This window comes from Roseburia sp. OM04-10BH (genome assembly GCF_003462605.1).
GTDB classification, from domain to species: Bacteria; Bacillota; Clostridia; order Lachnospirales; family Lachnospiraceae; genus Roseburia_C; species Roseburia_C amylophila.
Window position 1 is genome coordinate 241,009 of sequence record NZ_QTZI01000001.1, and the last position, 24,986, is coordinate 265,994.

The 24,986-nt window shown below is 42.2% G+C and carries 22 protein-coding genes; 19 read left to right on the forward strand and 3 right to left on the reverse strand.

The annotated features are described in order from the left end of the window. The first annotated feature begins 251 nt into the window (after positions 1-251). The 4 genes from hpf (at position 252) to DXB43_RS01115 (ending at position 4,428) form a co-directional block, all read left to right on the forward strand. On the forward strand, positions 252-779 hold the full coding sequence (gene hpf / locus DXB43_RS01100; protein ID WP_117698857.1) for a ribosome hibernation-promoting factor, HPF/YfiA family: 528 nt from the start codon (positions 252-254) through the stop codon (positions 777-779). Positions 780-986: 207 nt separating this feature from the next. Then, positions 987-1,874, forward strand: a complete 888-nt coding sequence (locus DXB43_RS01105; RefSeq protein ID WP_117946203.1) for a helix-turn-helix domain-containing protein — start codon at positions 987-989, stop codon at positions 1,872-1,874. 100 nt (positions 1,875-1,974) lie between these two features. Next, positions 1,975-3,030 carry a D-alanine--D-alanine ligase family protein gene (locus tag DXB43_RS01110; RefSeq protein WP_117946205.1) on the forward strand — a complete coding sequence of 352 codons (1,056 nt, stop codon included), beginning with the start codon at positions 1,975-1,977 and terminating at the stop codon, positions 3,028-3,030. Positions 3,031-3,051: 21 nt separating this feature from the next. Further along, positions 3,052-4,428, forward strand: coding sequence for a UDP-N-acetylmuramoyl-tripeptide--D-alanyl-D-alanine ligase (locus DXB43_RS01115; RefSeq protein WP_117946207.1), 1,377 nt, complete (start codon positions 3,052-3,054; stop codon positions 4,426-4,428). Between the two features lie 127 nt (positions 4,429-4,555). On the opposite strand, the gene DXB43_RS01120 is transcribed toward DXB43_RS01115, so the two are convergent. Then, positions 4,556-5,290 carry a lysophospholipid acyltransferase family protein gene (locus tag DXB43_RS01120; RefSeq protein WP_117946209.1) on the reverse strand — a complete coding sequence of 245 codons (735 nt, stop codon included), beginning with the start codon at positions 5,288-5,290 and terminating at the stop codon, positions 4,556-4,558. A 143-nt stretch (positions 5,291-5,433) separates the two neighbouring features. On the opposite strand from DXB43_RS01120, the gene DXB43_RS01125 reads away from it, so the two are divergent. The 7 genes from DXB43_RS01125 (at position 5,434) to DXB43_RS01155 (ending at position 11,236) form a co-directional block, all read left to right on the forward strand. Next, positions 5,434-5,874, forward strand: a complete 441-nt coding sequence (locus DXB43_RS01125; RefSeq protein WP_243006616.1) for a protease complex subunit PrcB family protein — start codon at positions 5,434-5,436, stop codon at positions 5,872-5,874. An 83-nt stretch (positions 5,875-5,957) separates the two neighbouring features. Then, positions 5,958-6,200, forward strand: coding sequence for a Veg family protein (locus tag DXB43_RS01130; RefSeq protein WP_022244197.1), 243 nt, complete (start codon positions 5,958-5,960; stop codon positions 6,198-6,200). A gap of 61 nt (positions 6,201-6,261) precedes the next feature. Beyond that, positions 6,262-7,821: a DUF3794 and LysM peptidoglycan-binding domain-containing protein gene (locus tag DXB43_RS01135; protein ID WP_117946211.1), complete on the forward strand. Its 1,560-nt coding sequence runs from the start codon at positions 6,262-6,264 to the stop codon at positions 7,819-7,821. Positions 7,822-7,870: 49 nt separating this feature from the next. Beyond that, entirely contained in the window at positions 7,871-9,097 is a 1,227-nt protein-coding gene (locus DXB43_RS01140) for a C40 family peptidase (protein WP_022244195.1), read from the forward strand. A 134-nt stretch (positions 9,098-9,231) separates the two neighbouring features. Then, entirely contained in the window at positions 9,232-9,669 is a 438-nt protein-coding gene (locus DXB43_RS01145; protein WP_022244194.1) for a GatB/YqeY domain-containing protein, read from the forward strand. A gap of 8 nt (positions 9,670-9,677) precedes the next feature. Then, positions 9,678-10,343 (forward strand): hypothetical protein, encoded by a 666-nt coding sequence (locus tag DXB43_RS01150; RefSeq protein ID WP_022244193.1) that lies wholly within the window; start codon positions 9,678-9,680, stop codon positions 10,341-10,343. 17 nt (positions 10,344-10,360) lie between these two features. After that, positions 10,361-11,236, forward strand: coding sequence for a methionyl aminopeptidase (locus DXB43_RS01155; protein WP_022244192.1), 876 nt, complete (start codon positions 10,361-10,363; stop codon positions 11,234-11,236). Positions 11,237-11,252: 16 nt separating this feature from the next. Here the strand turns inward: DXB43_RS01155 and DXB43_RS01160 are convergent, their stop codons facing one another. Together DXB43_RS01160 and DXB43_RS01165 are read right to left on the reverse strand one after the other, a co-directional pair. Further along, positions 11,253-11,885, reverse strand: a complete 633-nt coding sequence (locus DXB43_RS01160) for a glycerol-3-phosphate acyltransferase (RefSeq protein WP_117841326.1) — start codon at positions 11,883-11,885, stop codon at positions 11,253-11,255. Positions 11,886-12,454: 569 nt separating this feature from the next. Continuing rightward, a complete protein-coding gene (locus DXB43_RS01165) occupies positions 12,455-13,570 on the reverse strand; it encodes an MGDG synthase family glycosyltransferase (RefSeq protein ID WP_117946213.1) in 1,116 nt (371 codons plus the stop codon). 198 nt (positions 13,571-13,768) lie between these two features. On the opposite strand from DXB43_RS01165, the gene DXB43_RS01170 reads away from it, so the two are divergent. The 8 genes from DXB43_RS01170 to DXB43_RS01205 all read left to right on the forward strand — a co-directional run bounded on the left by DXB43_RS01170 (position 13,769) and on the right by DXB43_RS01205 (position 24,973). Continuing rightward, positions 13,769-14,293 (forward strand): adenine phosphoribosyltransferase, encoded by a 525-nt coding sequence (locus tag DXB43_RS01170; protein ID WP_022244188.1) that lies wholly within the window; start codon positions 13,769-13,771, stop codon positions 14,291-14,293. Positions 14,294-14,372: 79 nt separating this feature from the next. Next, a complete protein-coding gene (locus DXB43_RS01175) occupies positions 14,373-15,731 on the forward strand; it encodes an NCS2 family permease (protein ID WP_022244187.1) in 1,359 nt (452 codons plus the stop codon). A gap of 306 nt (positions 15,732-16,037) precedes the next feature. Beyond that, the gene (locus DXB43_RS01180; protein ID WP_117841322.1) at positions 16,038-16,601 is read left to right on the forward strand and encodes a TetR/AcrR family transcriptional regulator; all 564 of its coding nucleotides are present in this window, start codon (positions 16,038-16,040) and stop codon (positions 16,599-16,601) included. A gap of 60 nt (positions 16,602-16,661) precedes the next feature. Next, entirely contained in the window at positions 16,662-19,139 is a 2,478-nt protein-coding gene (locus DXB43_RS01185) for a glycoside hydrolase family 2 protein (RefSeq protein WP_117946215.1), read from the forward strand. Between the two features lie 27 nt (positions 19,140-19,166). Then, complete coding sequence (locus DXB43_RS01190; protein ID WP_117946217.1) at positions 19,167-20,651, forward strand: DUF6937 domain-containing protein; 1,485 nt, start codon at positions 19,167-19,169, stop codon at positions 20,649-20,651. Beyond that, positions 20,648-22,024, forward strand: a complete 1,377-nt coding sequence (locus DXB43_RS01195; protein WP_117946219.1) for a glycoside-pentoside-hexuronide (GPH):cation symporter — start codon at positions 20,648-20,650, stop codon at positions 22,022-22,024. Before DXB43_RS01190 ends, DXB43_RS01195 begins: the two co-directional genes overlap by 4 nt. Before the next feature lie 73 nt (positions 22,025-22,097). Next, complete coding sequence (locus tag DXB43_RS01200) at positions 22,098-24,503, forward strand: alpha-galactosidase (RefSeq protein ID WP_117946221.1); 2,406 nt, start codon at positions 22,098-22,100, stop codon at positions 24,501-24,503. Between the two features lie 62 nt (positions 24,504-24,565). Continuing rightward, positions 24,566-24,973, forward strand: coding sequence for a hypothetical protein (locus tag DXB43_RS01205; RefSeq protein WP_117841317.1), 408 nt, complete (start codon positions 24,566-24,568; stop codon positions 24,971-24,973). The last annotated feature ends 13 nt before the right edge of the window (positions 24,974-24,986 follow it).

The following is a 24,986-nucleotide window of genomic DNA, read 5'->3' on the forward strand; positions in this document are numbered from 1 at the left end:
TTATCTGCCTTAGAAAATGATAGCACAGATGAAAGCGTTAAAAAATACAGTTATATTTTAGACTTATTTTAGAATACAGGCAATCCCTTTTAAAAAATCCTGCACATTTCCTGATTTCAGAAAGATATTCGAAAAATTCTCTAAAAATACAGTAAATATTGCACAAAAAACTTGTAAATATTCGTACAAAATAGTATAATAAAACCATGATATCAGTCTGTATCAAATAAATGGCAAAGGGGTTGGACATCATGCGTATTACTATTTCAGGAAGAAACATCGAATTGACAGACGGTCTTAAGGCAGCAGTTGAGGACAAAATTGGAAAACTGGAGAAGTACTTTACTCCGGACACAGACGTATTTGTAACTTTGAGTGTAGAAAAGGAGAGACAGAAAATCGAGGTTACAATTCCTGTACCTGGACACATTATCCGTTCAGAGCAGGTAAGCAATGATATGTATGTATCAATTGATCTTGTAGAAGAGATTATTGAGAGACAGCTTAAAAAGTATAAGAATAAGATTATTACAAAACAGCAGAGCAACAGCAATTTCCGTAAGGAATATATTGAAAAAGAAGTGGAAGCAGATGATGAAATTAAAATCATCCGTACCAAGAAATTCGATATGAAACCAATGTATCCGGAAGATGCATGTGTTCAGATGGAATTATTAGGACATGATTTCTTTGTATTCGTAAATGCAGAGGATGACAATGTAAACGTTGTATATAAGAGAAAAGGTAACACCTACGGTCTGATTGAACCGGAATTCTAGATATATAACGAAAAAGACTATCACCGGCAGTTCCTTATGGATAACTGGTAACAGACAGCGGTATCGCAGTTAACGTTTTGACAACAGACTTGACAAAACGCCAATAGCGGTACCACTATTTTTATGCTACAGTAGTTATAATATATCGATAAGACATTTCTTTGGAACAGTCAATACGATGGGTTATGAGAAAAGGGAGGTTAGGAATTGGCTTGTTACAATCTTGGGGATTATATATGTGAATCCCGCAAACAGCTTGGCATTACACAGGAAGAACTTGCTTTTGGCATCTGTTCAACTGGAACTTTATCAAAAATTGAAAACGGATTTGTGGTACCAAAGCGGAAAAATTATGAAGCTATTATGCAGCGTCTTGGAAAGACAATGAGTATATGCAATATTCATGCAACGGCGGAAGAAATGGAATTATATGCCTATATGCGACAGCTGGTGCATGCAGTAGCAAATAATGATATGGAAGGCAGCAGGGAACTCTGGCAGAGACAACCGGAACATAAACAAGAGGATAAACTGACCAGACAGTTCTTTTCACATATAAAGGCGGTGCTGGACAGTAAGGAAGGAGTCCGTCCGGAACTTGTATATGCAAAGCTGGAAGAAGCGTTACATCTGACACATCCGGCGGGGCTGGCAAATCTGGCGCAGAAGCGGATGTTTACCTTTGAGGAAATCAACATTATCAACAGTATGGCGGTACAGAAACAGCGGCTTGGTGAAAGAAAGCAGGCACTCCGCATCTGGATGCAGTTATCTGATTATCTGGAAGTAAGAAAAGTAGATGATGAAGAAAAAGAAAAGGTATATCCGATGATACTTTACAATGAAGCTAATCTTTTGTATGAGATGGAAATTTATAGAGAGGCGCTGGAATTATGCAATAAGGGTATCGATTATTGCACAAGGAGCAATAAATATATGGTATTGCCATATCTTTTGCTCTGCAAGTCCGGAATTTTAAAATGGATGGAGCAGCCGGAAGAAGCCATGGATGTACAGCAGTGTGCAGAGCATCTTTTTCAGGTGTTTGAAAATCATAATGCAAAGCCCGGAGAACCAATCTTGATTGCTTTGTGAGATTCTCTTGTCATTCTAAGAAAAAAAGGTATAATATACATATTGAAAAAAGAGATGTAATATACATATTTGAATCTGAAAGAAAGAAGGGCATTAGAGAATGAATATCGTAGTTTTGGCAGGCGGCTTGAGCACAGAGCGTGATGTGTCTTTTAAAACAGGAGATATGGTAACAAAGGCATTGCGGAAGAATGGACATCAGGTTATTCTTCTGGATGTGTTTATGGGATATGGAGAAGAAGAACAGGATATTACTGGAATTTTTGAACATTCAGAAGAAGCAAGTGTAAAAGTAACGGATATACCGGAGACGGCTCCGGATCTTGATAAGGTAAGAAAGAGTAGAAAAGACCAGTCTGCCTGCTTCTTTGGACCGAATGTAATCGCAATGTGCCGTATGGCAGATATTGTATTTATGGCATTACATGGAGAAAACGGAGAGAATGGTAAGATTCAGGCAGCCTTTGATTTGTTTGGAATCCGTTATACCGGAAGCGGCTATTTAAGCAGTGCGATTGCCATGAATAAAAATATGGCAAAGCAGTTTTTTGAAGCCAATGGAATCCCTTGTCCGAAGGGCATTTATATGAAGAAAAAGGACAGAAAAGACAGCCTGGCTGAAATCGGAATTACGTTGCCTTGCGTGGTAAAGCCATGTTGCGGTGGTTCCAGTATTGGGGTTTCCATTGTAAAAGAAGAAAGCAATTTTACAAAAGCATTGGATGATGCATTTTTCTGGGAAGATGAAATCTTAATTGAAGAGTATGTAGAGGGAAGAGAATTTTCAGTAGGTGTCATCAAAGGAAGAGCATTGCCGGTTATCGAGATTGCACCAAAAGAAGGATTTTACGATTATAAAAATAAGTATAAGGCTGGAAGCACAGTGGAAACCTGTCCGGCAGATATTAAAGACAGTGTGGCAAAAGAGATGCAGAAGCATGCAGTAAAAGTTGCGGAAGCGTTAGGCCTGGACACCTATTCCAGAATCGACTTCTTAGTCAATGCAAAAGATGAAGTATACTGCTTAGAGGCAAATACATTGCCTGGTATGACAGCAACCAGCTTACTGCCGCAGGAAGCCAAGGTAGAAGGAGTAAACTTCGAAGAGTTATGCCAGCAGCTGGTTGATATTTCCATGGAGAAATACGGAGCATAAGAAAGGGCAGAGAAGGCAGATATGAAGGAACTGACATTAGCACAGATTGCAGAAGCCTGCGGTGGAACATTAATAGGTGGGAATGAAGCAAAAGAATATACCGTAACCGGAGTAGAGATTGACAGCCGGAGAGTAAAGGCGGGAGATTTATTTGTTGCCATTCCGGGAGAAAAGGTCGATGGTCACAAATTTATTCCGGATGTATTAAAAAAAGGAGCATATGCACTGTCCCAGCAGAGTCTTGATGTAGATGGAGCTTATATTCTGGTGGAAGATACCGTAACTGCCATGAAGCGTCTGGCACGTTTCTATCGGAATACCCTTGACATTAAAGTAGTGGGAATTACCGGAAGTGTTGGAAAGACCAGTACCAAAGAAATGATTGCATCTGTACTGGACACAAAATTCCGGGTACATAAGACACAGGGGAATTTTAATAATGGAATTGGTCTGCCACTGACTATTTTTCAGATTGAAAAAGAGCATCAGGTTGCAGTTCTGGAAATGGGAATTTCTGAATTTGGCGAGATGCATGAACTGGCAGATATGGCGCAGCCGGATATTATGGTTATTACCAATATCGGTTTATGTCATCTGGAGAATTTGAAAACCAGAGATGGAATCTTAAAAGCAAAGACAGAAAGCTTTGCCCATTTGAAACCGGATGGTGTTGTGATATTAAATGGAGATGATGACAAACTTTCAACTGTAGAGCAGGTGGCAGGAAGAAAGCCTGTATTTTATGGAATCAAGGGAAGGAATCTCTGCGAGACTTCTTTCTGTGCAGATGCAGTTACAGAGCATGGCTTAGAAGGAATGACAGCAGAATTCCACACTCCACAGGGAGACATGGAAGTATTTATTCCAATTCCGGGAGAACATAATGTATATAATGCACTGGCAGCAACCTGCGTGGCAGAACAGTTAGGCCTTTCCATGGATGAAATTAAATGTGGAATTGCAGCTGCTTCCACCATCAGCGGAAGAACTAATCTGATTCACACAAAGGGCATGACGGTTATTGATGACTGCTACAATGCGAATCCGGTTTCCATGAAGGCATCTTTGGATGTCCTGTCTAAGGCAGGGGGACGAAAGATAGCGGTTCTTGGAGATATGGGTGAATTAGGCGAGGATGAAAAACAGCTTCATTATGAAGTGGGAACCTATGCCGGAACACTGCCAATTGATTTGTTATTCTGTGTTGGAACATTATCCGGGAAATTGGCAGAAGGAGCGAAGAAACAGAATCCGGCTCTGACCGTAAAACACTATGCAACCCGTGAGGAGATGACAGAAGAACTTCTTGCTACCGTAAAAGAAGGAGATACTGTTTTAGTCAAGGCATCCCATTTTATGGAATTCCCGAAAGTGGTGGCAGCATTAACCGAAGCATAAGAAAATGTTTTTTTTAATGGTAAATACAGGAAGTGTTTGATAATAATATAGAAAAATGAAAAAAGAAACTGTAACTTTGAAGTATAGTCATCAAAGCTACAGTTCCTTTTTTATCAATATTTGCGGTTTAAAGATATTTCCGGTTATCTGCCAGCAGCTCATGTACCGTATTCTGTGTATAGGTAGCAAGATATTTGCGGTCATCAGCAGAAAGCTGATCTAAATAAATCGGAGTACCATACTGCAGGATAACATGGGTAGGTTTTACCTTTGGAAAATGATTTTCCAGAATATCAGCAGAATTGGTGATTGCCATAGGAACAATCGGACATCCGGTTTTCTCAGAGAGCTTTAGGCTTCCGGCTTTGAAAGGAAGCATTTCGTCCTCAGTCTTGTTTCTGGTACCTTCCGGGAAGATACACATGGAAATGCCGGCTTTAATCTGGTCGATACCGGTCAGGATGGTTTTTAAGCCCTTCTTCATATCGGTACGGTCTAAGAAGAGGCAGTAGAGCCGCTTCATCCAGATGTTTAAAAGAGGAACTTTTCCCATGGTGTCTTTGGCAATGTAACCGGTGAGTCTCGGACATCTGGAATAAGTGATAATAATGTCAAAATAACTTCTATGATTTCCGATATAAAGAACCGGAACATCTTTTGGAACATTTTCTTCCCCAATTACAGTCAGCTTAACGCCACAGATAAACATAATCACACGGAATGCCCACTGCACCATGCGAAGACTGCTGATATCGGCGGCATGGCGGTTGCATTTACGGATAATCCATTCTACAAAGAGAACTGGAATACCAAGAATCAGGTAAAGAACAGCAAATAAAAGTGCAAGAATTGCTCGTATCATAGAGATAGAATTCCTTTCTGGATATAAATTTCAAAAACAAAATACTGATTTCTTTCCCTATTATAGCGGTAAAGCTTAAGAATTACAACATGATAATCCGGATTTTGGAATAGAATGAAAAGAATAAAAACAGGGAGAAGAAAGTGAAACGGAAAACAATAGAAGCAAGGAAAGCTGTCCGGAGTGTCATCGGTCTGCTTGCGGTAGCATGGATTGGACTGGCAGCAGCAGGCTGCGGTATCGAAGATACCAATGGCAGTAAAATAGAAGACGTGGAATTTACCGTGTTAGAAGAGGAAGCAGTGCCGGAAGAATTGAAGCAGGAAATTGAAGAACGAAAGGAAATGGATTTCAAGCTGACTTATGAAGATAACGGAAAACTCTATATTGCAAGGGGTTATGGAGAGAAGGAAACGGGAGGCTACAGCATTTCCGTAAAAGATGTTTATCTGACTCAGAATGCCCTTTGTTTTGTTACAACGCTGATTGGCCCGTGGGAGAATGAGACGGTGGCAAAGGCACCAAGTTTCCCATATATTGTGGTTGAGGTGACAAAATGTGACAAGAACGTGGTGTTTGAGTGAAAAAATGGTACTTTTTTCCCTTTGACAGCATTTTAACACGGTGATATACTAAAGAGCGTGGATAAAAAAGGAGGAACTGGTATATGCAGAGAGCAGATATTAACAGAGTCCGGGCATCCGTGCATCAGCAGTGCGGTAGCAGTGTAATGATTCAACTGGACAGAGGTCGTAATAAAGTAGATGTACAGCGTGGTGTAATACAGAATGCTTATCCGAGTGTATTCACGATTCTTGTAGATGATGAAAGAGAAGGCAATCCGCCACAGTTATTATCTTTCAGTTATACAGATATCATCACAAGAGATATTCGAATGAAATTATGTTAGAAGAATAAAGTCCCTTTTTCCTGAATAAAATGAAATAACATTCAGGAAGGGGATTTTTTTAGTGGAAATAAAGAAACAGAACATACATATGAATTATGAAAAAGCCAGTGCCATGAGTCAGATTACTCTGGATGATGATTACAATCTACCGGATTACCGGCCGGATATTGTAAAAGTACTGAAAGAAAAAGGTGAAATCCGCTTTGATGAGATACAGGTAAAAGAAGGACGTATTTATGTGAAGGGGAATCTTATCTTTCATGTGCTCTACCGCAGCGATATGGAGGAGCATAAATTAGACTGCCTGCGGGGACAGATTCCATTTGAAGAAACCATCAGTATGGATGGAGTGAATGAATTAGATCCGGCGGACGTCACAGCAGAACTGGAAGACATTAATATCGGGATTATTAATTCCAGAAAATTAAGTGTTCGTGCACTGGTGATGCTGAAGGCAGAAATGCGGATGCGCAAGGAGACGGAACTGATTACGGGAGTAGCCATGGAACATCCGTTGGAAATCCTTCAGAACAGGCATAATATTCTGGAATTAGAAACCTGTAAGAAAGATAATTACCGGTTGAAACAGGAAATAGAGTTGCCCCAGAGCAAGCCAGATGTAGAACAGATTTTATGGAAAAGTGTGCAGCTTCGGGGTGTGGAAACGAGGTTACGAGAAGAAAAAATCCAGCTTACCGGAGAAATAAGACTGTTTTTGCTATATTATGCCCAGAAAGAAGAACGCCGGTTAGAATGGATAGAAGAGACGATACCACTGAATGGAGAACTTGCCTGCGAGGGATGCAGTGAGGAAAAAATCTATCGGATTCAGGTAACACCTGCCAGTGTGGAAGTAGAGGTCAGACCGGATTATGATGGAGAAGACCGGAAAATCAATCTGGATATGACGTTAGAATTAGATATCTGTATCTGGAAGGAAACAGAGACAGATGTGGTAGAGGACGTATATTCGCTGCGGGAAGAGATGACACCAGCTTATGAAGAAGTTACCATGAGCAGGCTGCTGGCAAAGAATTATGCAAAATGCCGGTTGACAGACCACATGAATTTAAAGAAGAATCAGGAGAATATCCTGCAGATTTGTTCCTGCGAAGGAATGGCATTTATTGACCATGTGGAGCCACAGGCAGACGGTCTTAAAGTGGAAGGAAGCCTGAATGTGGAAATCCTTTATGTAACCACGGACGATGCCATGCCGATTGGAACCTGCCGGGAGACATTTCCTTTTGAACAGCTGATTGAAGTCCCGGAAATGACAGACGATATGAACTATGAACTGGAAGCGGGAATCGAGCAGTTGTCAGCGATTCTTTTAGACAATACCCAGATTGAGGTAAAGGCAGTACTGAATCTGAATCTGATTGCATTTTCACAGGAGAACATCCAGAAAATGGATGAAATCAGAATTACAGAACGGGATATGGAAGAATTACAGAGACAGCCAGGAATTACCGGATATATTGTAAGAGAGGGGGACAGTCTCTGGAAAATTGCCAAGGCAAATCATACGACTATTTCCCAGTTAATGGAAACCAACGACTTAAAGAGTGAAGAAATTCAAAAAGGCGATAAATTGTTAATTGTAAAGATGGTATCATGATGTTATACTAAGATGATAGGAAATATACAAAAGTGGAAGGAGCAGAAATATGCACAGAAAAAAACATATGTGGAAAATGCGGTTGGTTGCAGCAGGACTGGTAGCAATTCTTGGAATTTCATGTTTTCAAAGTGCGTCAGCAAGCGCTCTTTCAAAGGCTAAAAACAAGAAGAGTGAAGCACAGACCGCATTGGATAATGCCAATGCGGATATAGAGAATATACAGAGCCAGCAGCAGGAACTGCAGTCCCAGATTGATGCACTGGATGCAGATCTGGTAAATATTATTATGAACTTAGATATTCTGGAAGGGGAACTTTCGGATAAGCAGACTGAACTGGATAATGTGACAGCACAGCTTGCACAGGCACAGGAAGATGAACAGAACCAGTACGATGCTATGAAAAAGCGTATTGTATATATGTATGAGAATGGGGATGACAGTTATATTGAGGCACTGGTGGGCGCAACAGATTTCTCCGATTTACTGAATCGTCTGGAATATGCCCAGCAGATTTATGATTATGACAGAAATCTTCTGACGCAGTATCAGGAGACAGTGCAGCAGGTAGCTGACCTTAAGAGTCAGGTGGAGACAGAGAAGGCAGAGTTAGAGGAAGTGCAGCAGTCTTATCAGGAACAGCAGGCTTCTTATGAAAGCATGATTGCAGAGAAACAGTCTCAGATGTCTGATTTTGATACCCAGCTTGCATCAGCCCAGAGTCTTGCAGCCCAGTATAAAGCTACTGTTGATGAGCAGAATGAAATCATAAGACAGGAGCAGGCAGCTGCAGCAGCTGCCGCTGCTCAGAATAATAATAAAGGCAATAATACAACAACTGCTAACAATAATAATGGCAGCAATACCGGAGGTGACAGCACTACTGGTGGCAGTACAGGGGGAGGTGGATTGAATCCTCCTTTTAGTACATCAGTAAGTGGAAGCGATGTAGTATCTTATGCCTGTCAGTTTATTGGAAACCCGTATGTATGGGGCGGCGAGAGTCTCACCAATGGAGCGGATTGTTCCGGATTCATTAAAAGTGTCTATGCAAACTTTGGAATCAGCCTGCCTCACAGTTCGGTAGCATTACAGCGGGCAGGAAGTGAAGTAAGCTATGAGAATGCCCAGCCAGGTGACATTGTCTGCTATGCCGGTCATGTGGCAATTTATATGGGCGGAGGGCAGATTGTCCATGCAAGTTCACCGTCTACCGGCATTAAGACAGGCTCAGCAACTTATCGAAGCATTATATCTGTCCGGCGTGTATTGTAAAAAGTTATCAATAAAGAAGAGAAATGATAAAAATTCCCCGCAGTAAGTAAACTACTGCGGGTTTTTAAGAACTTGTAAAATCTTTCAAGTTGCGTATAATGAAAAAGTAGAAAATATTTTAGGAGGAATAAGAAATGCAGATAGAACAGTTACAAAAAGAAATGATAGCAGCAATGAAGGCAAAAGATAAACCAAGAAAAGATGCAATTTCTTCGCTGGTTTCTGCAGTGAAGAAAACAGCAATTGATGAAGGCTGTCGTGATGACATAAAAGAAGAATTAGTAAACCGTGTGATTTTAAAAGAAATGAAGACCGTAAAAGAACAGATTGATTCCTGTCCGGCAGAAAGAACAGATTTACTTGCGGAATATCAGCAGCGTTATGACATTATGAGCGAATATGCACCGGCAATGCTTTCTGAGGAAGAAGTACGTAAGATTCTGACAGAAAAATTTGCAGATGTCATTGCAACAAAAAATAAAGGTCAGATTATGAAAACAGTTATGCCGGAGTTAAAAGGCAAGGCAGATGGAAAATTAATCGGACAGGTTGTAGCAGAGCTTTGCAAATAGGATAGTCTATGAGTGAAAATAAATCACAGAAGAAGCGCATATGGTTCATTACAATACTGATTCTACTGGTACTGTTATTAATCAGTCTCTTTGTTTCCGGACGAAGGGGGAAGATTGTATACAGGGAGTATCTTTCCGAAGATATCCTGACAGTAGATGGAGAAAAACTGCAGCTTGGGGATCTGGCAATGTATATCGCTTATGAGGAACTGAAGGTAGAAGATGAGGCAGCAGCCTATGATTATTATGATACGAATAAATATTGGAATCTTCATACCAGTGGAAGGTTTGTAAAAGAAGTAGCAAAGACCCATGTCATCGAAATGGCAGTACATGATGAAATCTTTTACCGGCAGGCAATGGCAGAGAAACTGACGCTGGATGAAAAAGAAGAAGAACAGCTTCGTAGCCGTCAGGAGGATTTCTGGACGGATATGACAGAGGAACAGCAGGAAAGACTGGGCGTTGATAAAGCAGAGATAGATCGTCAGTTAGAGAAAGCTGCATTGGCACAGAAATATCAGAATCAGATAGCAGCAGAGAATAACAGTGATTTTGACGGTTACAGTGCCGGGGCAGAGCCATATGAGCAGATTTTAAAAGAGCATAAGTATAAACTGAATGAGAAGCTCTGGGACAGAGTGGATTTTGGGAATATCATATTGAATCATTAGAATGGAAGGAATTAGAAATGTCTGTAAAAATAGGTAGAAATGATCCCTGCTGGTGTGGCAGTGGAAGAAAGTATAAGACATGCCATCAGTCATTTGATGAAAAGATTGAAAAGTATCGTGAGGCAGGCTGTATTGTGCCAACCCATGATTTGATTAAGACACCGAAGGATATCGAAGGTATCAGGGAAAGTGCCAAAATTAATGTGGCAGTACTGGATTATGTGGCTGAGCATATCAAAGCCGGCATGAGTACAGAAGAAATTGACCGTATGGTATATGAGAAAACAACAGCCATGGGTGGAATCCCGGCACCGCTTAATTATCAAGGATTTCCGAAGAGCGTCTGTACATCAATTAATGAAGAAGTATGCCATGGTATTCCATCGGAGGATATTATTTTAAAGGATGGCGATATCATTAATGTGGATGTTTCCACAATATTAGATGGATATTTTTCTGATTCCTCCAGAATGTTTCTGATTGGAGATGTCAGTGAAGAAAAGAAGCGTCTTGTCCAGGTAACGAAAGAATGTGTGGAAGAAGGCTTAAAAGCGGTAAAACCATGGGGCTTTTTAGGAGATATGGGACAGGCAGTGCATGACCATGCTTATGAAAATGGCTATACTATCGTAAGAGAAATCGGTGGACATGGTGTTGGAAAAGAATTCCACGAAGAGCCATGGGTTGGCTATCACAGCAAGAGAGGAACCGAGATGCTCTTAGTTCCGGGCATGATGTTTACGATTGAGCCAATGGTAAATATGGGAAAAGAAGCTATCTACATAGATGATGAAAATAACTGGACCGTGTATACAGAAGACGGACTTCCAAGTGCCCAGTGGGAGATTCAGGTTCTGGTAACCGAAGAGGGAACCGAAGTTATTTCCTGGTAGGTATCTCTTAAAAAAGCTATTTTTGAAAGAAAAACCGGATGGAAAGTTTCTCATTCTGGTAAGCGCAAAGATGCTTATAGATAACAAGCAGTGCAATTCCAAGGCAGGCAAAGTCAATGGAGAGAACCGGCACAAAGAGAAAGACCAGAAGGCAGAATACGCCAAAGGTAATAATGGACCGGAAAAGATGTGGCCGGATAATTAAGACCACAGAAAAAAGAATATAAGCGGCTGCAAGGAAAAGAACCGGAAGAACAACCGGAAAGATTCCAAGCAGTACACCAAAGGAGACGGCAATGGCTTTGCCGCCTTTTTTGTTACTGTTTTTCGGATGAAACTGCAATGGGAACGCATGTCCGAGAACCGGTGCTATCAGAATCGGAATCATGTATGGAGTGTCAATATCCAATGTCCGTAGGGCGAGTACGACCGGGAAAAAGCCTTTGAAAAGCTCCAAAAGGAGCGCAAGAATACCAGCCCGGAATCCGCCGTACACAAAGGCATTGGCAGTGCCGGGATTTCCATCCGGACTTAATGCACAGATATCTTTCTGGAATAATATCTTTGGAATCCAGTAGGCATAGAGTATGCTGCCGCTGAGATAGCCGGCGATGGAAAAAAAGATGCAGGTGATAATTGACTGGTTCATATAAAGGCTCCTTTTCTTTTCGATAAACAGGTGATTGCGGAAGGAGATAGATTTTGCTGGAAAATATTACGGGATTCGCAGGGGAGTTATCTTTGTGCACTATGAAATGCCAACAGTTCTTAGAATGCGTGTTTTTCTTGCATGTAAACTGTCTTTCCGGTTGCTTTGGCTGAATAGCGGTACTGTCCGTCGAGGGCAGATGCCGCATAATGCCTGCAAGGGGCACTGGGAATTTCGATATAATGCCAAGTTCATCTGGCAACCGGCACAAATTCACATCCTTGTTCAATTGTGCCTCGCTGGTACATCCATGTACCAGCGTTGCCTGTTGCCAGACGAAATTCCCAGTGCCCCTAACAGCCCTTATCAGGCATCTGCACTTCGGCGAACCGTGCCGCTATTCTGACAAACATTGGAAAGACTGTTTTAATCACAAAAAGAAAAACACGCATATTAGAACTGTGGTATTTCGTAGAGAAAGATAACCTCCTGTGAATCAGCGTAATATTATGGGGCAAATCATCTCCTCACGCTTTCACAATCGCTTGTTCGGTCAAAAGTTACGGTCGTTATTTTTCAGACAGTGATTCTAACAGGTCTACAATGCGTTCTGCTGCATCGGATTTCTGCTCCCGGAGCTGTGCGGTATGCATTTCCTCCTGCAAATCATGGCTTCGCATCAGTAGCTTTCCAAGGCGAATCTGTTCTATCATGTATTTAGAGGCATAGGAAATGCCACGGTCTACGAAAAATGCACTGTTTGCGGTTTCGCAGCCTGGAATCGGTGCGGTATGGATAGTTGGAATTCCCTTTACCAAAGTTTCGGTGGAGGTAAGTCCGCCCGGTTTGGTAAAGATGACATCACAGGCATCCATATAAAGGGAAACATGTCTGGTGTAGCCTAAGACATGAACCCGCGGGCAATGTCTGAATTCTTTGGTGAGAACTGACTGTAATTTCTTATTGTTTCCGCAGATAATTACAATGTGTTCGTCATTTTTACACTGCTTATAAAGTGCCATGGCAAAGACTGCCAGTTTTCCAAATCCCATACTTCCGCTCATAATGAGAAAGGTAGGAGAATCAGCATCTAGGTGGCATTTGCGGCGGGCAATGTCTTTTGGTGTATGATTGGCAAAGGCGTGGCGTACCGGAATACCGTAAGGCAGTAATTTTTCCTTTGGAACACCACGTTTTATATATTCGTCTACTAAATCCTCATGGGGAATAACATAGTAGTCGCAGTTGGTTTCCTCCCAGAAAGGGATGCAGGTATAATCGGTTCCGATAGCGACTGCTTTTACCGGCAGCATGTTGTGTTTCTTCATATAAGTAATGGTCTCTGCCGGGTAAAGGTGCGGCATCACCACAATGTCATAAGTTCCTTCTTCGATGAGGGATGCAAGCGGTTTCGCCAGCTTTGCATTTGCCCAGTAAACCGGAGATTTGAAATGGCGGTTACTGATAAGCATTCCCAGTTTATAAATGAAACCGAAAAACCACGGCAGATGCTTTACAATCCCAATATAAAGTCCGCTGATAAGGCGTGAAGTATGTCTTTTGCCAAGCTGCATGGCATCAACGAAATTTACTTCGTGTCCCCTTGCTAAAGCTGCTTCTTCCACGGCATGACCGGCGGCGTTATGTCCTTCTCCTGTGTTGCAGGATAAAATCAGAATTTTCACAAAAAATCCCCTTTCCGAACTTTTCTTTCGTATAGAACATCTTAATATATTTGCAACAAAATAGCAACTTTTCATAAAATTTTATAACCAAAAACGAAACATTTTATAAAAAATTGCTTGTATTTCTGGCAGTATAAATTTATAATAAAAAAGTGTTTTTTAAAACAGAGGGCAGTAAATAGAAAGAAGGGTATTAAGATGAAAAAAATAGAAGAATATGTAAGAAGTATACCGGATTTTCCAGAGCCGGGAATTATTTTCAGAGATATTACTTCCGTATTGCAGGATGCAGACGGACTTCAGCTTGCAATAGATTCCATGATCAAGCTTTTAGATGGTGTGGACTTTGATGTAGTTGCCGGTACAGAATCCAGAGGATTCATTTTCGGAGTACCAATTGCTTACGAAATGCATAAACCGTTTGTACCGGTTCGTAAAAAAGGAAAATTACCATGTGAGACCATTTCACAGTCTTATGATTTAGAGTATGGACAGGCTACCATTGAGATGCACAAGGATTCCATCAAACCGGGGCAGAAGGTTGTTTTAGTAGATGACTTAATCGCAACCGGCGGAACCATTGAAGCTGCTATCAAATTAGTAGAGCAGCTTGGCGGAGAAGTAGTTAAGGTCATTTTCTTAATGGAACTGGCTGGATTAAAGGGAAGAGAGCGTTTGAAGGGTTATGATGTTGCTTCTGTAATTACATATGAAGGAAAATAATTTACAGAAGAGAAGTTTAACATGACTTATTGCCAGAGAGGCTGGCTTTAGGTATAAAAAACAATTTGGAGGAAGAAAAATGTTAGAGAAAATGTTCAAATTCAAAGAGAACAACACTAACGTCAAGACAGAAGTAATTGCAGGTCTTACCACATTTATGACAATGGCTTACATCCTGGCAGTTAACCCGAACCTGTTATCTGCTGCTGGCATGGATCCTACTGCAGTTTTGATTGCAACCTGTCTTGCATCCTTTATCGGAACACTTGCAATGGCTTTGATGGCTAATTATCCATTTGCATTAGCTCCTGGTATGGGATTGAATGCATATTTCGCATTTACAGTATGTGGAAATATGGGTTATGACTGGAGAGTCGCATTAATGGCAGTGTTCATTGAAGGTATCATCTTTATCGTACTTTCACTGACCAACGTACGTGAGGCAATTTTCAATGCCATTCCTGCTACACTGAAAAAAGGTGTAAGTGCCGGTATTGGTTTGTTTATCGCTTTCATCGGTTTACAGGGTGCTCACATTGTTGTTGACAACAGCTCTACTTTATTATCTTATGTTAAATTTACAGAGAACTGGCATACAGAAGGAATCTGTGCTTTGCTTGCACTGATTGGTTTACTTCTTACCATTATCTTATATGTAAAAAATGTAAAAGGTTCCATCCTTATCGGAATCCTTGCTACATGGATTCTTGGTATGATCTGCCAGGCAGCAGGTATCTATCAGATTGATGCAGAAGCTGGATTCTATTCTTTATATCCTACATTTGCAATGACAGACTTCACCAAAATCGGAGAAACCTTTGGACAGTGTTTCAAAGCTGACTTTACCGGTGTAGGTATTGTTAACTTTATCGTAGTATTATTATCCTTCTTATTTGTAGATATGTTTGATACTATCGGAACCTTAATCGGTGTTTCTGATAAAGCAGGTATGTTAGACAAGGAAGGAAAGCTTCCAAGAGTTAAAAATGCGTTATTAGCTGACGCTATCGCAACATCCGCTGGTGCTGTTCTTGGTACTTCTACAACCACAACTTTCGTAGAGAGTTCTGCTGGTGTAGGTGCAGGTGCCAGAACCGGTTTTGCATCTGTTGTAACCGGATTCATGTTCCTGATTGCAATCTTATTTGCACCAATCTTTACAGCAATCCCAGGATTTGCTACCGCTCCTGCATTAATCTTCGTTGGATTCCTTATGGTATCTGCAATCGTTAAGATTGACTTCAACGATGTTACAGAAGCAGCTCCTGCATACCTTTGCTTAATCGCTATGCCTCTTATGTACAGCATTGCAGAAGGTATCGCAATCGGTGTTATCTCTTACGTTATCATCAACTTAATCTGTGGTAAAGCTAAGAAAATCACTCCGCTGATGTATATTCTTGCAGTATTATTCATTTGTAAGTATATCTTCCTGTAAGAGGAGATTCAAAATTAAATAAAATAATTATGAAGAGCCAGATATCTTTGTTTTAAGGTATCTGGCTCTTTTACTAATATTTGAGTGTTAAGACATCAGGATGGGGGCAAAATGAAGTAAGTTATGTTGTAATTGAAAAAATATAAATGGTATTTTGCGTAGTTGAAATTCCCTTCTCGTCAAAATACACAAATTCAGGAAACCAATTTTGGTAATTCAGTTTCTTGTAACGGAAATCCCAAGGTGTTACAATTAAGGAAACCGAAAAACAAAAAGTAGTTTCCACAGAGAACAGGGGTAGTGAAAATGGAATTGAGAGAGAAAATATTGCAGGGCACGATGCAGGCATTTAACCAGAAGGGATTGAAATTTACCATGGATGATATCGCCCGCATTCTTGGTATCAGCAAGAAAACAATTTATCAGGTATTTGCAGATAAAGAGGCGTTATTTCTTGCCATGGTGGATTATCTGTTTGACTGCATCAAGGAAAGTGAACGGGAAGTTATGGCAGACGAAAGCCTTGGCACTTTAGAAAAAATACGGAAAATCCTAGGGGTAATGCCGGAGAGCTATAAGGAAATCGATTTCCGGCAGATGTATTTATTAAAAGATAAATTTCCGGAAATTTATCATCAGGTGGAACTTCGGTTAGAGACCGGCTGGGAGACCACCATTGCGTTATTGGAACAGGGCATGGAGGAAGGCGTAATCCGCCGCATCAACATACCGGTTTTAAAGATGATGCTGGAAGCCTCCTTAGAGCAGTTCTTCCAGAGAGACATCCTGATTCAGAGCAAGCTTTCCTATGGTGAGGCATTAGAGGAAGTAGTGAATATTCTGGTGGATGGAATTATCACGAGGCAATAGATATGCGCAAATAGAGATGTATGAATAGAAATACACCGGTAGAAAGAGCGAGGAAAAGGTATGAGAGAAAAATACTATTTGGACAATGACTGGTATTTTAGTGAGAAATGGGAAGCAGCACAAAGCAACGCAGAATATGACGAAGTAGCGATGCAGAGCGTGCGGATTCCCCATACGGTAAAGGAACTGCCCTTTCACTATTTTGATGAGCATGCGTATCAGATGGTAAGCGGCTACCGCAGACACCTTTTGGCGAAGAAAGAGTGGGAAGGGAAAGTAGTGCGGCTGACCTTTGAAGGAGCTGCCCATGACAGTGAAGTCTATGTAAATGGAAAGAAAGCAGGGGCACACCACTGCGGATATACGGCATTTACCATTGATATTTCAGCACTGCTTCATTATGGGGAAGATAATATCATTGCGGTGCGGGTGGACAGCAATGAGAATCTGAATGTTCCGCCCTTTGGATTTGTCATTGATTATATGACTTACGGTGGAATTTACCGGGATGTGTACCTTGAGATAAATGAGGAAAGCTATCTTGCAGATGTATTTTTAAAACCACAGGTGGAACTGGAAACGAAGAAGGGAACACTGCTATCGGAAATCACGCTGGCAGGAAACGAAGAAAACCTGTTGTTACGGCAGTTCATCAGGAAAAAAGACGAAGAGGAATACCGGCTGATTGGAGAGGAAACGCTTGCTGAAATTCCTGCACAGGAGGGAAAGAAAACACTTGTATTTCCGGCAGGAATTGTATCCCTATGGGAGGTAGAGAATCCGGCGTTATATGAAGTAAAGACCCAGCTTGTAACTGGGAATCCGGCAAATAAGGACGCAGCAGGAGCAACGGACAAAGAAGCAGCAGGCGGAGGCATGGAAACCGGGCGGATCATAATCGATGAGACCGTAACAACGGTGGGCTTCCGCCGGGCAGTATTCCAAAAAGATGGCTTTTACTTAAATGGGCAGAAGCTTAAAATCCGTGGACTGAACCGTCACCAGAGTTATCCTTATGTGGGTTATGCCATGCCGGCTTCCATACAGCGGATGGATGCGGAAGTATTAAAGAAAGAGTTAGGGCTGAATGCAGTGCGGACATCCCATTATCCGCAGTCCCAGGAATTTATAAACCGGTGCGATGAGCTGGGGCTTATGGTATTTACCGAGATTCCGGGCTGGCAGCATATCGGCGATGAAGCATGGAAAGTGCAGGCTGTGGAAAATGTAAAAGACATGGTGATACAGTACCGCAACCATCCATCCATTATTCTCTGGGGAGTGCGGATTAATGAATCGCAGGATGACGATGAATTTTACCGCCGCACCAATGCAATAGCACATAAGTTAGATGATACCAGACAGACTGGTGGCGTGCGGGCACATAAAAAGAGCAGTCTTTTGGAGGATGTATATACCTATAATGATTTTGTACACAATGGTCTGAACAAAGGCTGTGAGCATAAGAAGAATGTGACATCCGATATAGAAAAACCGTATCTTATCACGGAATATAACGGACATATGTATTCCACCAAATCCTTCGACTGGGAAGAACATCGTATGTGGCATGCACTCCGCCACGCCAGTGTACTGGATGCAGTAGCAGGAGAAGAGGACATTGCCGGAAGCTTCGGATGGTGTATGGCAGATTATAATACACATAAAGATTTCGGTAGTGGAGACAGAATTTGCTATCACGGAGTCTTAGACATGTTCCGTAATCCGAAAATGGCGGCAGATGTGTATGCCTGCCAGCAGGAAGAAAGACCGGTATTAGCCTTAAGTTCAACGATGGATATTGGAGAACATCCAGCCTGCAACCGGGGCGAGACTTATATTTTTACCAATGCAGACAGTGTTAAAATGTACAAAAATGACCGGTTTATCAAGGAATATAAGAAAACGGATTCTCCATATAAGAATCTGAAACATGGTCCGGTTCCAATTGATGATTACATTGGAAATGCCATCGAAGAGGGAGAGAATTTCGCACCGAAACAGGCTGCAATGGTAAAAGAAGTTTTGAATCTGGCGGCACGCTATGGCATGAATCATCTGCCGAAAAGAGCATATTATCTGGCGGCAAAACTGATGCTTTTTTATCATATGAAGATGGAGGATGCGGTTGCACTTTATAACAGGTATGTCGGGGACTGGGGCGGACAATCTATGGTATATAAGTTAGAAGCCATAAAGGATGGTAAGGTGGTCAAAACTTTAGTAAGAGAACCGGTACAGAAGGTGCAGTATCAGATTACGGTCAGCAGTCAGAAATTAAAAGAAACGCATACCTATGATGTGGCTGCGGTAAGAATACAGGCAGTGGATGAAAATGGAAATCTGTTGCCGTATTTTCAGGAGCCAGTGCAGCTAAAATGTGAGGGAGCATTAGAACTCATCGGACCGGACATCATCAGCCTGCAGGGCGGTATGGGTGGCACTTATGTAAAGACCATAGGAAAGACCGGAAGCGGAAAACTTATGATAAGCAGCCGCCAGGCAGGAACCAGAGAAATTACATTTGAAATAGAATAAGGGAGTATAACGATAAGGAGGGTATCTATGAAGGAGAAATCAAGAGAAATCTTCGGAAACAAAATGCCGCAGAAGGTATACCGGAAAGCGGTAAAGAGTAAGAAGAAGTTTCAAAAGAAATTCGGGGATGACAGCAAGGTGGATTATCCGGTGGTGTTAAAAGAAAATGCGCATATCGGAGATTCCCTTGGTGTTGTGGATGTGCTGCTGCCGGAGCAGAAAGAGGCTTCGAAACTGGAATTTGACAAAGAAAAAGGAATTATCGTAGGAAATATCCGTATGGGATTTGGACATTACCGGATTTCCATGGCAATTGCATCCGCAGCAAAATCCATGGGCTACACACCATACTGGATGGACTTAAATTCCTATCCTAGGACTACCTGCACGAAGGTCATTGGCGCACAGAATGATTTGTATTCTCTGGGTTCTAGACTTTCTGGTAAGAGTAAGCTCTTTAATAAACTGGTGTGGGAGCCAATGAATTATGAAGGGTTCCGGAAGCTTTCCTATAATGCTTCTGACCAGAAAAATGCAGAGCTTATGGCTCCGGTTTACCGGAATGTACCAAAGGAAATTCCGGTGGTAGCAACCCATGTGTGGCCGGCACAGGCAGCTATACATGCCGGCATGAAATATGTAGTCAATGCGATTCCGGATAACTGGCCGATGGCATTGCATTTATCCGAAGGAAGCCTTCATACAGTTCAGACTCATTATGCGTATCAGGGCTATCGGATTTTAAATGGCATGCAGGGAAAAGATGTCTTAAATCCTATGCCGGAAAAAGATCTTATATACACGGGACATTATATTGACCATGAGCTGGTAAGCAATATTGAAGCAGACTGCGAAGCTAGAATTAAAAGAAAGCAGGAGAAGAAACCGATGCGTTTCTTATTAACCATCGGCGGAGCAGGAGCCCAGAGAGAAATTTTTGCGGCTATTATCAGATATCTGCTGCCGGCAATCCGGGAAGGCAGGGCAGCACTTTATGTCAATGTGGGAGATTACCGGAATGTCTGGGAAGAATTATTACAGGAGATTCCGGGACTTAAAAATGCGGCAACGGAGCATTTTGATGACTGGGAGAATACAAAGCAGTTTGCCGAAGCTGCACTGGATGGGGAAGTAACCGGAGTCCATGGCTTCTACCATAAGAATATTTTTGAAGCAGTGTACTGCACGAATCTTTTGATGCGAAGCTGCGATGTACTGGTGACAAAACCTAGCGAACTGGCATTTTATCCGGTGCCAAAGCTCTTTATCAAAAGAGTGGGTGGACATGAACAGTGGGGTGCCATCCATTCCGCAGAGATTGGGGACGGTACCCTGGAATGCCGTGATATTCCACATACCTTGCAGATGCTGGAATTATTCCAAAGCTCAGACCATCTGCTTACCGATATGTGTGAAGCAATTATGGAAAATAAGAAACAAGGGATTTACGATGGCGCATACAGGGTAGTGGAACTGGCAATGGGCTTACGAAAAGGAGGAGAAGGACAATGAGATTAACAACAAAAGAAAAAGTAGCATATGGCCTTGGTGCAGTTGGCAAAGACATGGTATACATGCTTTCTGCAAGTTACATTTTATATTACTATCAGGATATTTTGAATGTCAGTGCCATTGCGATGGGAATTATCCTGATGGCAGCAAGAGTATTTGACGCATTCAATGACCCGGTTATGGGAATTATCGTAGCCAAGACGAGAACCCGCTGGGGTAAGTTCCGTCCGTGGCTTCTGATTGGAACCATAACCAATGCAGTAATCTTATATCTGATGTTTGCGGCACCACCTGCATTAGATGGCAGCGGACTGGTTGCCTATGCAGCGGTAATCTATGTGTTATGGGGCGTTACCTATACCATGATGGATATTCCATTCTGGTCTATGATTCCGGCATTTACCGAAGGCGGCAAAGAAAGAGAGGGACTTTCTACCCTTGCCCGTTCCTGTGCAGGCGTGGGCTCCGCACTGATTACGATTATCACGGTAAAATGTGTGGTTTTATTAGGTCAGGGCAATGAACGTGCCGGTTTCAAATGGTTTGCATTAATCATTGCAGTGTTATTTGTGATTTTTATCACCATTACCTGTATGAGCATCAAAGAAAAATCCACCGTAAATGTGGACTCTCCGTCAGTGGGACAGATGTTTAAGGCATTGTTACAGAATGACCAGGCAATGACCGTTGTTATTACGATAGTGCTGATTAACTGCTCTCTTTATATTACTTCAAACCTTTTGATTTATTTCTTCAAATATGATTTTGGCGGGGACGCGTGGTATAACAGCTATACTTTATTCAATACTTTTGGTGGTGGAATCCAGATTATTTCCATGATGATATTCTTCCCACTGCTGCGTAAATTCTTAAGTGCCTTGAAGGTATTTTATGTAAGCTTTGTTATGGCAATCGCAGGTTATGGTGTATTATTTATACTGACACTGACAAATATGTCAAACTTATTGTTATTATTTATTCCGGCATTCTTTATCTTTACAGCCTTTGGAATGCTGACGGTACTTACCACCGTATTTCTTGCAAATACCGTGGACTATGGCGAACTGAAAAATAACCGGAGAGATGAGAGCGTTATCTTTTCCATGCAGACCTTTGTGGTAAAACTGGCATCCGGAGTAGCTGCACTGGCAGCTTCCATCTGCTTAAATCTCTGCCACTTAAGTAATGATACTGCAGAAACAGCAGCCGCAGCTGCTGCATCCGGCAGCTCCCTTTTAGGACTCCGCATGACGATGGCAGGAATTCCGATTATCGGCTTAATGATTGCAGTGCTGGTATTCCGTAAGAAATTTATCCTGACAGAAGAAAAAGTGCAGGAAATCACAGAGCAGATTAAAGCGAAAGAAGCATAAACAGACATTAAGCAAAACAGCAGGCAGAAACAGTAAGCAGAAAAAGCAGGATGAAAGAGAAAGGAATTTACTTATGATTCGTAAGGAAAAGGATTATTTTATTCTGGATACCGACCATACCACCTATTGCTTCCGGGTACTTCCTACCGGACAGCTGGAACATCTTTATTATGGCAGAAAGCTTCATATCGAGGACGAAGCAGATATGCAGCCGCTGGTGGAAAAGCATGTTTTTGCACCGGGTAATGTGAATCTGTATAACGAAGAGCAGAAAGCATATTCCTTAGAGGATATGCGCCTTGAAATGTCCTCCTATGGAAAAGGAGATATAAGAGAGCCTTTTGTGGAAGTGGTGAATGGCAATGGAAGCAATACGATAGATTTTGTATACAGGGAAGCAGAGATAACCAAAGGTAAGGAAGCCTTTGCGGAACTGCCGGGTTCCTATGGCAGCGAAGAGGAAGTGGAGCAGCTTTGTATCCGGCTTGCGGACGAAGGAAATGAGCTGGCACTGGAATTGTATTATTATGTCTATCCATCCTGTGACATCATCAGCCGCAGTGCGAAATTCTATAATAACGGAAAGAAAGCTGTGCAGTTGAAACGGCTGATGAGCCTGCAGCTTGACTTTGATGGGCATGATTATGCATTTACTACATTTCATGGAGCCTGGGCAAGAGAAATGAAGCGGAGTGATATGCCGGTAATAGCAGGAAAATTAGTAAATGCTTCCTATACCGGAACCACCTCCAGCCGGGCCAATTCCTTTGTGATGCTAAGCCGGCCGAAGACTACAGAGGATGCCGGGGAATGCTTTGGTTTTCACCTTATCTATTCCGGTAATCACTATGAAGCAACAGAAGTAAACAGCTTTGGCAAAATGCGTCTGGTGACAGGAATCAATCCACAGGCATTTTCCTATGAAGTGGTGCCGGAAGAAAGCTTTCAGGCACCGGAGGCAGTGATGGCATATGCAGAAAACGGATTTAACCAGATGAGCCAGAGGCTGCATCATTTTATCCGGGAGCATATTATCCGTGGAACCTGGCAGAAGAAAGAGCGGCCGATACTGCTTAACAGTTGGGAGGCTTCCTATTTTGACATCAGTGAGAAGAAGTTACTGAAGCTGGCAAAGGAAGCAAAAGAAGTTGGCATAGAATTATTTGTAATGGATGACGGCTGGTTTGGCGAGCGGATGGATGACAGCAGTTCCTTAGGAGACTGGGAAGCAAATACGAAGAAACTGCCGGGCGGTCTTAAGGGCTTATCTGATAAGATTCATGGACTTGGACTGCAGTTTGGAATCTGGGTGGAGCCGGAAATGGTCAATGTGAAAAGCAAACTTTATGTGGCTCATCCGGACTGGACGATTGAGATTCCGGGGCAGCCTCATTCGGAAGGAAGAAACCAGCGGATTTTAGATTTGGGAAGAAGAGAAGTACAGGATTATATTATTGAGAGCATGAGTAAAGTCTTTTCTTCAGCAGACATTTCCTATGTGAAATGGGACATGAACCGGACCTTCAGCGATTATTATTCCACAGCACTTCCACCGGAACGTCAGGGAGAAGTGGCACACCGTTATGTGTTAGGATTATACCGGTGTATGAGGGAACTGACGGAACGGTTTCCGGAGATTTTATTTGAAGGCTGTGCGGCAGGCGGCAACCGTTTTGACCTTGGAATCTTATGTTATTTTCCGCAGATCTGGGGCAGTGATGATACGGATGCATTGTGCCGGGCGGAGATAGAAGAAAATTATAGTTACGGCTATCCGCTGTCAGCAGTCAGTGCTCATGTGTCTGCCTGCCCGAATCACCAGACGCTGCGGAATACGCCATTAGAGACAAGATTTCAGGTGGCATGCTTTGGAAGCTTCGGCTATGAATGCAACCTCTGCGATATGAAAAAAGAAGAAAAGGAAGCCATGAAGGAGCAGATTGCATTATATAAGAAATGGCGGAAGGTATTGCAGCAGGGAACCTTTTACCGGGGCAGAAGCTTTTACGACGGAACACAGAGTGGAATGGGCGGCAGCGTTTTAGCGGATGAAGCCGGTAATCAGATGGAATGGACCTGCGTATCGGAAGATGGCACGAAGGCAGTGGGTATGCTGATGCAGAAATTGGTGGTGCCGAATATGCAGCAGCAGACCTATTATCCGAAGGGATTGCTGCCGGATGTCCGTTACCATTTCTACAATCGGAAATTAAAATATAATATCAAAGAATTCGGTGATCTGGTAAATACGGTTTCGCCGGTTCATATCAGACAGGATTCCCTGACCCATCAGGTGCTTTCGAAATTGGTAAAAATGGATGGCGAGACGGAAGACTTCCATGCATATGGAGATACCTTAATGTATGGCGGCGTTCATGTCAGTCCGGCATTTGGCGGAACCGGATACAATGATAAGGTAAGGCACTACCCGGATTTTGCATCCCGTTTATATTTTATGGATGGAGAAGTAAAAAAGTAGGGAGACAGAAGTCCATGTTTGTGCTAAGATGAACATATCCATAAACACAAACAGGAGCGGATATGAAGAATAAATCAAAGTTAAAGAAAATAAGAGAAAAGAAAGCAGGCACAGCCACCGTTACCAAAGAGTGGCTTTATATGAATCCAAATTCCATCACAGTAGCAGAGATTGAAGCTGCATTAGAGGGAATGGATGGCATCGAAACAGAAATCTGGAAAGAGGCGGGAGTATTAGAGGTGGAGGTTCCGGAGCATCATTCCATGGATATCGAGGAGATTGCAGTTGATTTAAAGGATGAATATGCCAATGCTTATTTAAAAGAGCATGACATTCATGCTCTTTTTGCTGTCACAATTGACACAGAAAACTATGCATTTATGCAAAAAATCATGCAGAAAATCATCGCCGGTGCAGGAGGCTTCTTCTGCGGTGATACAGAGGATTTTACACCGGTAGTAAAAGAGTAAGAAGTGAAATAAA